This is a genomic window from Blautia sp. Marseille-P3087, assembly GCF_900120195.1.
Lineage (GTDB): Bacteria > Bacillota > Clostridia > Lachnospirales > Lachnospiraceae > Blautia_A.
The window spans coordinates 2,573,896-2,586,318 of record NZ_LT635539.1 but is presented as its reverse complement, the minus strand read 5'-3'; the positions used below and the strand labels follow the sequence as shown (position 1 = coordinate 2,586,318).

Genomic DNA, 12,423 nt, shown 5'->3' with positions numbered 1-12,423 from the left:
TCTCTATTTTATTTTCTTTTAAACCTATCCCGGATTTCTTTTTCTCCGGTCTTCAGCCACTCTTTCACTTCGCCGGAATCGCCAAGAATCTGCCGGAATGCCTCCCATTCCTGTAAAATGCCCTTTCCATGAGGCACCATATAGGCTCCGGCATCGCTTCCCGGTGCTACTTTTACTTTTTTCTGATAAGCAAGCCGCACAAGTACTTCTGCCTGATGAATGATCGGATTTAAAACACTGTCTTCATAACGCCCGCAGCCTACCAGATTTCTTACCGTGACAAGTGTTGGTACCCATACGGTATTGCTGTCTGCCAGCATAGCTATCGTTTCGGCATCCATGTAATTGCCATGTTCCAGACTGTCCACACCTGCCTCGATTGCAGCTCTTGTACCATAAATCCCGTTCGTATGGCTCATAACGGCAAAGCCCTCTTCATGGGCAATGTGTACCATCTCTCTGACTTCCGCTTCATCTACAGGAGTTCCCGTCACTTTTCCGTCATCATTAAAATCCAGAAGTCCGGTAGTCATTATCTTGATAAAATCTGCTCCTTCTGACGCTGCTTCCAGAACTCTCTGATGGTATTCTTTCAGTGTATCAAACCCGCGTCCTACAATTTTCCCATAGTGTCCGTTTTTATGTATAGCAAATACCGGGGAACGATACTCAATTCCGTACTCTGATGCAAGTCTGCCTGCAAGCAAAGATGCTCCATACGGATCACCGCCCTCGCGTACATATGTCACACCTGCTTTTCTGTACGCCTCCAGCGCACTGCGCACAGATGCTTCATTCGCCTGTACTTTATGCGTCTGAACCGCTTTCCGGTAATCAGTGCCGTTCATAAATATATGTGCATGACATTCTCCAAACATCTTCTGTCACCTACCGATCACTGACGGAAAAACTGACGGATTTCTTCTTCGGATGTCTTTACAGAGCCCTGCACAAAGAACGGCTTTCCACCGCCTCTGCCATTCAGTGCCGCGTTCATTTCTTTTGTGAACTGTCTGAGATCTCCATTCAATTCACCCATCGCATATTTGTAGCTGCCATCTCCGTTTGAGGAAAACACAGCACAACATCCAGAACATTTCTGCATCACAGCATCTGCCATCTTACGCACCTGATCTGCCTCCAGTCCATCATGGAAAAGAAGAACACTTCCCTCTCCTTCCCACCGGTCTGCTTCAGCTTTGCAGAGTTCATCCACCACATGTGCAACCTGTCCTTTCAGGCGGAAGTTTTCATCCTGAAGCCGTCCTACAGCCGCAGCAGTCTCGCCGATCTTTGCAGAAAGTTTCACGGAAACCTGTCGGTTCTGGTCATTAACCATATTCAGATAATCCATGACTCTCTTACCGCAGATCATTGTCAGACGGATACCCTCATGGAAATTTTCGACTGTAAGGATCTTGACTGCTCCGATTTCTCCTGTATGCGTGACATGCGTTCCACAGCAGGCACAGAGATCCGATCCCGGAAAACGTACCAGACGCACCTGTCCGGTCAGTTCTTTCTTGCTTCTGTAGGAAAGTTTCTCCAGTTCTTCTTTTGATGGGTAAGTAATCTCCACCTCGCTGTTTTCCCAGATTTTTTTGTTGGTCTCTGCTTCAATCTCCGCAAGCTGTGCCTCTGTCAGCACACCGCTTAAATCTACTGTGAGCACGTCACTGCTCATATGGAATCCCACATTATCATATCCATACGCCTCATGCACCAGACCACTGACAATATGCTCTCCGGAATGCTGCTGCATCAGATCAAATCTTCGATCCCAGTCAATTTTTCCGATCACTTCACTGCCTGCTTCAACTGCTTCTTTTGTATAATGTACGATCTCCCCATCTTTTTCCTGCACATCCAAAACTGCTATCCTGTTTAATGTACCGAGATCACATGGCTGGCCGCCACCCTCTGGATAAAAAGCGGTCTGATCAAGAATGACCGCAAATTCTTTTTCACATTCGCCGCATTCCAGGACTTTTGCGGTAAATTCCTTTTTGTATACATCTTCGTAGTAAAGTTTTCTTGTCTCACTCATGCTGCCTGATCCTTCTTTCTGATAAATTATCTGCACTGTATAAAACTTCTTTTTTGTTTTCAGTATAGCACAGCTTTTGTTTCCTGAACAGAAAAAGACAGGCGGGCATCATGTACCGTCTGTCTCTTTCAAAAGTTTTTATGTCAATGTTTCTTGTAAATATTATTGCCTGGAATTTTAATTTTTCAGGTTTTTGGTCACGCGAAGCCTTGTCATTGCTCTTGCAAGAGCTGCCTGACTTCTGTGATATTCTACAATACTCTGCTTCTGACGAAGCTGTTCTTCGGCACGGTCACGTGCTTCTTCCGCTCTTCGTATGTCAATTTCCTCCGGACGTTCTACCGTCAGACAGAACAACTTCGCACGATTATTGATCATCTCAACAAATCCGGAGCTGACTGCTACCTCTGTCCAGTTTCCCTCGGAATCCTCAAATTTGAGTTCTCCCGGAACGATCGCACAGATCATATTGGCATGATGGGCAAGAAATTCTTTCTGTCCGTCTTCTGCCGGAATGATCAGTGAGCTGGCTCTTCCCGCAAAGAACTGTCTGTTCGCAGCGTATATTTCAAGACCGAATGTATTCTGCATAAGCCTCACTCCTTACTGTTCCAGAGTTTTTGCTTTTTCAATTACTTCGTCTATAGTTCCTACATTAAAGAATGCATTTTCTGGATACTCATCCATCTCACCATCGATGATCATCTTGAATCCACGGATCGTTTCTTTCAGCGGAACATATTTTCCAGGAATACCTGTGAAGTTCTCAGCTACATGGAATGGCTGAGACAGAAATTTCTGAATCTTTCTTGCACGGAATACAGTGTTTTTATCTTCGTCGGAAAGTTCTTCCATACCAAGGATTGCAATGATATCCTGCAGTTCTTTGTATTTCTGAAGAATCTCCTGTACACGACGTGCAACTTCATAATGCTCTTCACCGACAATATCAGCTTCCAGAATACGGGAAGTAGATTCCAGTGGATCAACAGCCGGATAAATACCCTGCTCTACGATTTTACGGGAAAGTACAGTTGTCGCATCCAGATGTGCGAATGTCGTTGCCGGAGCCGGGTCAGTCAGGTCGTCGGCAGGTACATAAACTGCCTGAACAGATGTAACAGATCCAGATGTTGTGGAAGCGATACGTTCCTGAAGTTCACCCATCTCAGTTGCAAGTGTCGGCTGGTAACCTACTGCAGACGGCATACGTCCCAGAAGTGCGGAAACCTCGGAACCTGCCTGTACAAAACGGAAAATATTATCAATAAAAAGAAGTACATCTCTGTGTTCCTGATCACGGAAATACTCTGCCATGGTAAGGCCTGTCTCAGCAACACGCATACGGGATCCCGGCGGCTCGTTCATCTGTCCGAACACTAAGGCTGTCTTTTCAAGTACACCAGATTCTTTCATTTCACTCCAGAGGTCATTTCCCTCACGGGAACGCTCTCCTACACCGGTAAAAATAGAATATCCGCCGTGCTCTGTGGCGATATTCTGGATCAGCTCCTGAATCAGGACTGTCTTACCAACACCGGCACCGCCGAACAGACCGATCTTACCACCTTTTGCATAAGGGGCAAGCAGGTCGATGACTTTAATTCCTGTTTCCAGAATCTCAACTGCCGGTTTCTGTTCTTCAAAACTCGGCGGATCACGATGGATCACCCAGTGTTCTGCATCATCCAGCTGTTCTCCTCCGTCAACGGTATCGCCAAGTACATTAAACAAACGTCCCAGAGTACAGTCACCTACCGGAACCTTGATTCCACTTCCGGTTGCAATGACTTCTCTGTCTCTCTGAAGTCCCTCACTGGCACTCAACATGATACAACGTACCACATCGTTTCCCAGATGCTGGGATACTTCCATCACACATCTCTTACCGTTGTTCTCTACTTCAAGAGCATCTTTGATATCCGGCAGATCTCCATTTTCAAAAACAACATCTACAACAGGTCCCATGACCTGTACGATCTTACCTTTACTCATTATCGTCCCTTCCTTTTCTGGGCTTTCGCACCACTGCAAACCTCTGTGATTTCCTGCGTGATTGCTGCCTGACGTGCACGGTTGTACTGGATCGACAGATCCTGTAACATTTTCTTTGCACTGTCTGTAGATGACTGCATGGCGGTCATTCTGGCATTATTCTCACTGGCATATGCCTCAACCAGGCATCCATAGATCACACCGGTCAGATAATTCGGAATCATGATATCCAGCACACCCTCTGCAGACGGAAACATCTCGATTTCCTCCTGATGGATCTCTGCGGGAATCTGAAGCGGCGAAAAGCTGGTCTTTTTTAAAGGAAGAAGCTGCATATTTACTGCTTCCATCACAACTGCATTCTGCATCTGTGTGTAAATAATATGCACCTCATCCACTTCTCTGTCCAGAAAGCTTCTTATAACTTCCTCACTGATCATTCTTGCCCTGTGCATGGTCGGCTTCTGTACGGTATAGCGGAAGCTTCCATCCATATCCACATTTTTCTTGCTGAAATACTGTCTGCCTACAACACCAAGCACATAAAGCTTGTGATGACCGGGAGTGTTTGCCATAAACTCTTCTGTCATTTTGGTGATGTTGTGATTATAAGCACCAGCCATTCCTTTATCACCGGTAACCACAATCGTTGCAATCTTTCGTTCCTCCGTAGGAACCAGATGACGGCTACTGAAAAACGGATGCTGCGTATCCGGAATATGTCGGAGAATACGTGCGATCGCACTCTGCATATTGTAGAAATAAGGCTCCGTATCAGACAATATCTTTTTGGCTTTTTTCATTTTGGAAGAGGAAATCATATACATGGCATTGGTAATTTTCATTGTGTCCTGAACACTGTTGATCCTGCTTTTTATTTCTCTTGCATTTGCCATAAGTTCCTCCTGTCGTTCACTGTATATATCGGAAACAGTGGCGGCATTCTATACACATAAATTAGTTGGTAGCTGCACGGTCTTTAAACTCATCGGCAACCTGAAGGATCTTCTCTCCAAGTTCATCGCTGAGTAGTCCGGTTTCATCAATTTCTTTACCGATTTCCGGATAAACATTATCAAAATATGCAAGCAGATCTTTCTGATACTGTTTTACATCCTTTTTATCCACATGAACCAGTTTTTTGTGAGTAGCTGTCCACAATGTGATAACCTGCTCGTGAAGTTTCAGTGGATTACACAGTGGCTGTTTCAGAAGTTCCATCAGACAGCCGCCATATGCAAGCTGTGCTTTAGTCGCATCATCCAGATCTGAACTGAACTGGGTAAATACTTCCATCTCACGATACTGAGCCAGATCGATACGAACGCTTCCTGAAGCTTTCTTCATGGCTTTTGTCTGCGCTGCACCACCAACTCGCGATACAGAAAGACCAACATTAACAGCCGGTCTCATTCCTGAGAAGAACAGGTCACTCTCAAGGAAAATCTGACCATCTGTAATAGAAATTACGTTGGTCGGAATATATGCAGAAACATCACCTGCCTGTGTCTCGATAATCGGAAGTGCGGTAATAGAACCTCCTCCAAGTTTATCGCTCAGGCGGCTGGATCTCTCCAGAAGTCTGGAATGCAGGTAAAATACGTCTCCAGGATATGCCTCACGTCCCGGGGAACGTTCAAGTAACAGTGACAAAGCTCTGTATGCAACTGCATGTTTGGAAAGATCATCATAAACGATCAGTACGTCTTTGCCCTGATACATAAAGAACTCAGCAAGTGCAGTTCCTGCATAAGGAGCAATGTACTGAAGCGGTGCACAGTCACTAGCTGTTGAAGAAAATACAGTTGTATATTCCATCGCGCCGTATTTTTCAAGGTTGGATACAACCTTCGCTACGGTGGATGCTTTCTGTCCGATTGCTACATAAATACAGATTACATCCTTACCTTTCTGGTTCAGGATGGTATCAATTGCGAGTGATGTTTTACCGGTCTGTCTGTCACCGATGATCAGTTCTCGCTGTCCACGACCGATCGGGAACATGGAATCCAATGAAAGGATACCTGTCTCCAGCGGTACTGTGACGGATTTACGATCAATGATTCCAGGTGCCGGATTTTCTACCGGACGATATCCTTCTTCTTTGATTTCACCTTTTCCGTCGATTGGAGCACCAAGGGCATTGACAATTCTGCCTACATAACCGTTGCCGACAGGAATACCTGCCTGTTTGCCGGTACGGGTTACCTTTGTACCTTCTTTGATTCCTGTATCTTTACCAAACAGAATACATCCCATGCTGTTGGTACGGATATCCTGAACCATTCCCTTGAGTCCGTTTTCAAATACTACAACCTCACCATACATGGCATGGTCAATTCCGTATACGGTAGCAATTCCGTCACCTACGGAGATAACCGTTCCCACTTCCTGATTCTGGCTGATCTCATCATAATTTTCTATTTCTTCCTTCAGAATAGAAATAATCTCTTCTGGGTTAATTGCGCTCAACGATTTCACCTCCGGGTCAGTTTCTGCTGCAGCATACGATAACGTCCTCGCATGCTCCAGTCAAATTCACGTCCGTCTGCCTGAAGGATAAATCCTCCGATCAGACTTTTGTCTTCTATCATTTCTATTTCGGCGCTCTCTGCCTGAAATTCCCGGCACAAAAATGCTTTGATGCCTTCGAGCTGCTGAGCTTTCGGCGGCGTCACATATCGAATCACTGCATGAAGGATACGTTTCTGTCTCCGGCATATTTCCTCATAATCTTCAAAAATTTCTTCAAAAAGACTTATATTTCTGTGTTTGCAGGCAACCTTTATGAAATTTTTCATTTCATCAGGAATTACCCGGTCAATCACTCTGCTCTTTGCCTCAAAAGGCACCAGTGGATTCGCGAGACTTGCTTTAAGTCCCGGAACCTCACGGAATATTTCTTTTGTTGTCTGTACAGCTTCTGCGGGAACAGAAAGCTCGTACAATGTCTTTGCATAATTAACGGCGGTCACTGTCATCCGGATCACCTGCTTCTTCTATAAATTGATCATATAAGGATAAATCCTGATCTGCTCCACTGTTCTTACCAATGATCTTGGCTGCTGCCTCCATGGCAAGGGATGCTACATCGCCTTTCATCTGACGCATTGCATTCTCACGCTCCATGCGGATATCTTCCTGTGCCTTTGCAAGCATCGCATCCACTCTGGCTTCTGTCTCTTTGACAGTGTTTTCTGCCTGTGCCTTCGCTTCTTTCTTTGCCTGCTCCATGATCTGGTAGGATTCTTCTTTTGCGGATCTCAAAGCTCCCTCATACTGTTCCTGAAGTTCCTTTGCATTATCCTGTCGTTCCTTAGCTTCTGCAAACTGCTGGTCGATCATAGCTTTTCTCTGGTCCATCACATTTATGATCGGTCCGAATAAAAACTTCTTCATCAAAAGATACAGAACCAACAGGTTGATGATCGTAAAGACAAGGTTGATGTCAATCTTTATCACCGTTGTCCACCTGCCTCTCTCCTGATTAATTCCATATCGTTATTAGCCGAGCATGATGATGATCAGAAGACCGATTACGAAACCGTAAATAGCTGTTGCCTCGGCAAGTGCACATCCTAACAGAAGGTTCTTACTGATTTTGCTTTCTGCTTCTGGCTGTCTTGCGATAGCTTCTACTGCCTTAGAGGTTGCGATACCGATACCAATACCTGCTCCGATACCTGTAAGTACTGCGATAGCTGCTCCGATTGCTACTAATGTTGACATAATTTTTTCCTCCTGAATTGACAAAATTTAAATTTCAAATAAATATTGAATCCTGCTTAAACATCTGTTTACTCGATTGCTTCCTTGATAAACAGTGATGTTAAGAACACAAATACGTACGCCTGAATGAATCCGTCAAAGAAATCAAAATACAGGCTGAATGGTAATGGAAGAATTGCCGGACATATAAACTCCAACAGTTTCATAACTACAAAACTTCCAAGAACGTTACCAAATAATCGCATACATAATGATGTCGGCCTGATTGCCAGTTCCAGTATATTGATTGGAAGCATGATTGGAACCGGTTCTGCAAAACTATGCAAAAAACCTTTAAGTCCCCGTTTGTGAAAACCTGAGTACTCAATCAGAATTATGCTCATAAGCGAAAGTGCTATGGTCACATTCATATCCTTGGTAGGTGGTGTAAAACCAAACACACCCGCAATATTGGCTATTCCGATATAAATTACGGTAGACATCAGATAAGGGATATATCTCTTCCCCTCTTCTCCCAGAATTCCCATAAAGAAATCCTGAAGAAAACTTACTCCTGATTCCAGAAGAAGCTGTTTCCTGCCCGGATTCTCAACCTTGAGATTACGAACCAGTACCAGAGAAAGTATAAGTAAAACCGCCATGATCACCCATGTAACAACTACACTCTCTGCGATCGGCACTCCGCCAAACACCGGTATCGTAAAGGCAGTCTTGCTTTCCAGCTCTTCTGCCAGTGTGGCTGATAAATTTCCCGTCTTTCTCCCTCCTTTTCTCTCGACCGCTCAAACATATTTAAAATTGGTATGACCGGTCTGCCATTTGATGCCATTATTTTACGCTCTTCGTCAAAAAAAAGTCAATATTCATTCTCCCTATTTTGTCCAAAAAGGAATGTCGAAATTTATACATTTTTCACAATTATATTTAATATAATTTCATATTATAATTGATACTTCTCCGTAGGATAAAATGGATACGGTGCCGTCTTCTTCCTGTACTTTCAGACGTCCATCCGGGCAGATTTCCAGTGCTTTTGCCCTGCGGATACTATTTCCGTCTGAAATACATATTTCCCTTCCCGGCACCATATTATGCTGTATATATTCGTCCGGAAGCTTTAATTCCTTCGTTTCTTCCAGAAGAGTATTCACGATCTCCGCTGCCAGACGGCTTCGGTCGAGGCCTGCAGCTGCCTCACGACTTTCATAAATGCCTCCGGCAATTTCCTGCAGTGCATCAGGATATCCATCAGACGCTTCAAATAAATTCAGTCCGATTCCAACCACTGCAAATTCAATATTACCGCTCTCAAAGTCGGTAACTGCCTCTGTAAGGATGCCGCATACCTTCCTGCCGTTATGATAAAGGTCATTCACCCATTTGATATCCAGAGAAATTCCTGTCACCTTCTTTACTGCCTTATAGACCGCCACAGCTGCCTCAGCAGTGAGAAGCAGACTTTCCTGAATACTTCCCTTCGGTTCAAGGATCACACTGAGATAGATGCCCGCATCCTGTGGCGAATAGAAACTCCTGCCTCTCCTGCCGCGTCCGGCACTCTGACTTCCCGCCAGAACGAAGCTTCCATGCCCTGCTTCTCCATTCACCGCAGCTGCTTTTGCTGCACGATTCGTAGAATCAACTTCCTGATATACCCCGATATAAACCTCCGGAGATAATAAAAAAGGCCGTATTGCCTCAACGGAAAGCCGATCATTCGCTTTCGCCAGCATATAGCCTTTATTCTGTCCTGCTTCTATCTTGTATCCTTCTTCCCGCAGGGACTTCACAGCCTTCCAGATTGCTGCTCTGGTACAGTGAAGTTCCTCGGCAAGCTTCTCTCCTGAAAGTGTCTCACCCTTCTGTTTCTCCAGAATCTCCAATAGTCTTGATTTAACTGTCATATATTATTCTCTCCATAATTTCTAAGAGTCTTTTTCAAAAAGGATATGTAATCCCTGCGGATATTCTCCGGTGATACGATCACCGCTCCTGTCCCCAGACCGGCAAGCCATCCGTAAAACTGCGGGCTGATGCTGATGCGCGCCTGCATGGTAAAATGCTCCTGATCTTTCGGAATTAACATGACTTCCTGTCCGAACCGATCCAATACCACTCCTACAAAATGATTCTCAAACTCCATCTTGACGATCTGCTCTTTCCCGCCAAACATGCCGAATGTACCGGAAATATATTTCTGAAAATCAAAGTTTCGGAAAATATCCTCTCCATTTCGTTTCTGTGATTCGATACTTACATGCATGATCTTATCAACACGATAATGCTTCACGATACCATTTCGTTCGTCGAGTCCGATCAGATAATAATTTTCGTTGTTCCAGATCATCTTCCACGGGCTTACCCGGTAACGTGCTCCATCCCGCTTTGGCTTCAGTTCTCTGGAAAAATCCCACTCATAATAGTTGAAACAGATCTGCCGGTTATCCGCCATAGCATCACATATCCTCTGAATGCTGTCGTATATCTCGTGGTTGACTGCCTTATTCCCTGAAAGCACTGAAGCCTGGCTCTGCAATCTCTTTGCTTCACTTATACTTGTCAGGTGTTCCAGCTTGCGTACCAGCTCCCGGGACTGCCGCTCTGTAATAAAACGTGACGACTGTACCGCATCCATAAGAATCTTAAGCTCCGGAAACGAAAACTCCCTGTCTGCCAGATAATAACCGGACGGTTTTTCCCTGCGGTTCTCAATTTTCATGCCAAATATACGCAGTGTCTCTATATCATCATAGACAGTCTTACGCTCCACACTGATTCCATATCCGTCAAGATACTGAATAAGATCCGGAACAGACATCGGATGTCCGCAGTCTGTCTTCTCCATAAATACCTGCATCAGATATAAAATTTTCAGTTTCTGATTAAATGATTTCGGCATGAATTACTCCTTATTTGTCAGTCAAAGCAGCTACCACTCCCGAGTATAATACCATAAAACCAAGAGCCAGAGCAATCCTGTCCACAGAATGAAAATCGACTTTCAAAAGCATCGCTCCCATGATCATAATCTCAATCGTAACAAAGGCTCCGAGAATCATCGCCATCACACTGGATAATTTCCGGCGGTTTCTTCTTCCGTGGTTTCTCTCATGTCCATAAGATCTTCTTCCTGCATCAGCTGTATTGACCATCTTTACTTCCTCCTGTATCGAACATATTTTCCGAACACTCGTTTCTTATATAAGAAGTATCTCACATATTATGTCCAATAAAACGGGATAAAGTAAATAAAAACAAATATATGTTCGTTTTTATGCAGAAAGAACGATTTTTTCTATTTTCCACCTTCCATTATCTGCCTGCAGCACTGCCATGGTCGGTTCCTGCCCGAACCGGCTTCTTCCGCAGCTTCCTGGATTCAGCCAGAGCCGGCCGTCGATCATTTTTTCAAAATACGTATGTGTATGTCCAAATATGACGATCTGCGTACCACCGAGGTCCCATGCCACATCTTTTTTATTATGCGTCATAAAAAAAGAAATGTTTTCTATCTTAAACCGAAGCGTGGTGCCCATTCCCCGCGCCCAGTCTCCGTCATTGTTTCCCCGAACCGCATAAAGATTTCCCAAAGGCCGGAGCTGATCCAGAATCTCCGGGCGGTCCACATCTCCGGCATGCAGAATGCAGTCACAGGTTTTCAGTATTTCGAGAACTTCCGGTCTCAGAAGCCCATGTGTATCTGAAATGATTCCAATCTTTTTCGCCATGATTTTCCTTTCCATCCACCGAATAATCGTTCTCTGCCATTTTTAATAGCCTTCAATCCTTCTTTCCCGGCGAAGTGCGTATCTCTTTTCCGCACCCTGCCACTCGGCTTTTTCTGCCTCAGTCTCCACGATCAGCCCCGGAACTTCTACTTTGTTGTCATTTTCATCAAGCGCAACCATTACTTCATATGCACGGTTGATCATTTTACGCATTCCCTGCGAATCTTCCACGTACGTGTCGATCCGGACTTCCATCGATGTCCTGCCGACATAAGTTATCTTTCCGATCAGGACAACGGTATTTCCCAGATATGCGCCAGCTTTGAAATTCAGGTTATCCACACACGCGGTCGTCACAATCGTACCTGCATGGCGATGCGCCACGATTCCTGCCATTTCATCGATCCACTGCATCAGTACGCCGCCAAACAGACGTCCGTAACTGTTGATGTGCTTGTTCATAATAAGATATGTGTTTTCCGTACGGGAATCTTCCACCCGCTTCATTTTGCGCATTTTCTTTTCTCCTCCTTATAAGATTCCCTGTTCTCTGAAGCGTGCGGCTGCTTTTTTATATTGTGGCATATCTACTTTATATTCTTCTCCCATGCGCACCACTTCATACACCAGTCCGTCCATCTCTGAACACTTTTCTTCCATGACATCTCTCTGCATGGATGTCGTTGCTTCCGGGGAAAGTGCCGCCAGTATCTTAAGATTTCTCTCAACCATATCTTCTGCGAACTCTATTCCCATTGCGTGAGAAAGTGCAACAATCTCACGTATAAGTGCCTTAAACATTTCTCTCGGCTCCTATGATTGCATATTTCATCTGATACATTCTCCTTTGTTTTCATATTACAGGAAATCCCTGTAAAAAATCGGCTCCCCAATCATGGAGAGCCAAAAAATACAGCCACAAGC

At 44.7% G+C, this 12,423-nt stretch carries 16 protein-coding genes; all 16 read right to left on the bottom strand.

All coding sequences use genetic code 11. The annotated features are described in order from the left end of the window. Positions 1 to 8: 8 nt before the first annotated feature. Entirely contained in the window at positions 9 to 878 is an 870-nt protein-coding gene (locus BQ7344_RS12290) for an amidohydrolase family protein (protein WP_072522782.1), read from the bottom strand. A gap of 17 nt (positions 879 to 895) precedes the next feature. Beyond that, positions 896 to 2,047, bottom strand: coding sequence for an alanyl-tRNA editing protein (locus tag BQ7344_RS12285; RefSeq protein ID WP_072522781.1), 1,152 nt, complete (start codon positions 2,045 to 2,047; stop codon positions 896 to 898). A 177-nt stretch (positions 2,048 to 2,224) separates the two neighbouring features. Next, complete coding sequence (gene atpC / locus BQ7344_RS12280; RefSeq protein WP_072522780.1) at positions 2,225 to 2,638, bottom strand: ATP synthase F1 subunit epsilon; 414 nt, start codon at positions 2,636 to 2,638, stop codon at positions 2,225 to 2,227. 12 nt (positions 2,639 to 2,650) lie between these two features. Next, positions 2,651 to 4,042: a F0F1 ATP synthase subunit beta gene (gene atpD, locus BQ7344_RS12275; RefSeq protein ID WP_072522779.1), complete on the bottom strand. Its 1,392-nt coding sequence runs from the start codon at positions 4,040 to 4,042 to the stop codon at positions 2,651 to 2,653. After that, positions 4,042 to 4,938: an ATP synthase F1 subunit gamma gene (gene atpG, locus BQ7344_RS12270; RefSeq protein ID WP_072522778.1), complete on the bottom strand. Its 897-nt coding sequence runs from the start codon at positions 4,936 to 4,938 to the stop codon at positions 4,042 to 4,044. The genes atpD and atpG overlap by 1 nt, the downstream gene beginning before the upstream one ends. Before the next feature lie 61 nt (positions 4,939 to 4,999). Beyond that, the gene (gene atpA / locus BQ7344_RS12265; RefSeq protein WP_072522777.1) at positions 5,000 to 6,514 is read right to left on the bottom strand and encodes a F0F1 ATP synthase subunit alpha; all 1,515 of its coding nucleotides are present in this window, start codon (positions 6,512 to 6,514) and stop codon (positions 5,000 to 5,002) included. 5 nt (positions 6,515 to 6,519) lie between these two features. Next, positions 6,520 to 7,023 carry an ATP synthase F1 subunit delta gene (gene atpH / locus BQ7344_RS12260; protein WP_072522776.1) on the bottom strand — a complete coding sequence of 168 codons (504 nt, stop codon included), beginning with the start codon at positions 7,021 to 7,023 and terminating at the stop codon, positions 6,520 to 6,522. Next, positions 7,004 to 7,504, bottom strand: a complete 501-nt coding sequence (atpF, locus tag BQ7344_RS12255) for a F0F1 ATP synthase subunit B (protein ID WP_072522775.1) — start codon at positions 7,502 to 7,504, stop codon at positions 7,004 to 7,006. Before atpF ends, atpH begins: the two co-directional genes overlap by 20 nt. A gap of 42 nt (positions 7,505 to 7,546) precedes the next feature. Beyond that, positions 7,547 to 7,771 (bottom strand): ATP synthase F0 subunit C, encoded by a 225-nt coding sequence (atpE, locus tag BQ7344_RS12250; RefSeq protein ID WP_015540752.1) that lies wholly within the window; start codon positions 7,769 to 7,771, stop codon positions 7,547 to 7,549. A 68-nt stretch (positions 7,772 to 7,839) separates the two neighbouring features. Next, the gene (locus BQ7344_RS12245) at positions 7,840 to 8,505 is read right to left on the bottom strand and encodes a F0F1 ATP synthase subunit A (protein ID WP_072522774.1); all 666 of its coding nucleotides are present in this window, start codon (positions 8,503 to 8,505) and stop codon (positions 7,840 to 7,842) included. A 201-nt stretch (positions 8,506 to 8,706) separates the two neighbouring features. Then, positions 8,707 to 9,675: a biotin--[acetyl-CoA-carboxylase] ligase gene (locus tag BQ7344_RS12240; protein ID WP_072522773.1), complete on the bottom strand. Its 969-nt coding sequence runs from the start codon at positions 9,673 to 9,675 to the stop codon at positions 8,707 to 8,709. Continuing rightward, a complete protein-coding gene (locus BQ7344_RS12235) occupies positions 9,672 to 10,670 on the bottom strand; it encodes a helix-turn-helix transcriptional regulator (protein WP_072522772.1) in 999 nt (332 codons plus the stop codon). The genes BQ7344_RS12240 and BQ7344_RS12235 overlap by 4 nt, the downstream gene beginning before the upstream one ends. Before the next feature lie 10 nt (positions 10,671 to 10,680). Continuing rightward, positions 10,681 to 10,923, bottom strand: a complete 243-nt coding sequence (locus BQ7344_RS12230) for a hypothetical protein (RefSeq protein WP_072522771.1) — start codon at positions 10,921 to 10,923, stop codon at positions 10,681 to 10,683. A 120-nt stretch (positions 10,924 to 11,043) separates the two neighbouring features. Then, a complete protein-coding gene (locus tag BQ7344_RS12225) occupies positions 11,044 to 11,514 on the bottom strand; it encodes a metallophosphoesterase family protein (protein WP_330392865.1) in 471 nt (156 codons plus the stop codon). Between the two features lie 27 nt (positions 11,515 to 11,541). Beyond that, positions 11,542 to 12,015: an acyl-CoA thioesterase gene (locus BQ7344_RS12220; RefSeq protein ID WP_072522769.1), complete on the bottom strand. Its 474-nt coding sequence runs from the start codon at positions 12,013 to 12,015 to the stop codon at positions 11,542 to 11,544. A 15-nt stretch (positions 12,016 to 12,030) separates the two neighbouring features. Beyond that, positions 12,031 to 12,300 carry a ketopantoate reductase family protein gene (locus tag BQ7344_RS12215; RefSeq protein ID WP_235816114.1) on the bottom strand — a complete coding sequence of 90 codons (270 nt, stop codon included), beginning with the start codon at positions 12,298 to 12,300 and terminating at the stop codon, positions 12,031 to 12,033. Positions 12,301 to 12,423 lie beyond the last annotated feature (123 nt).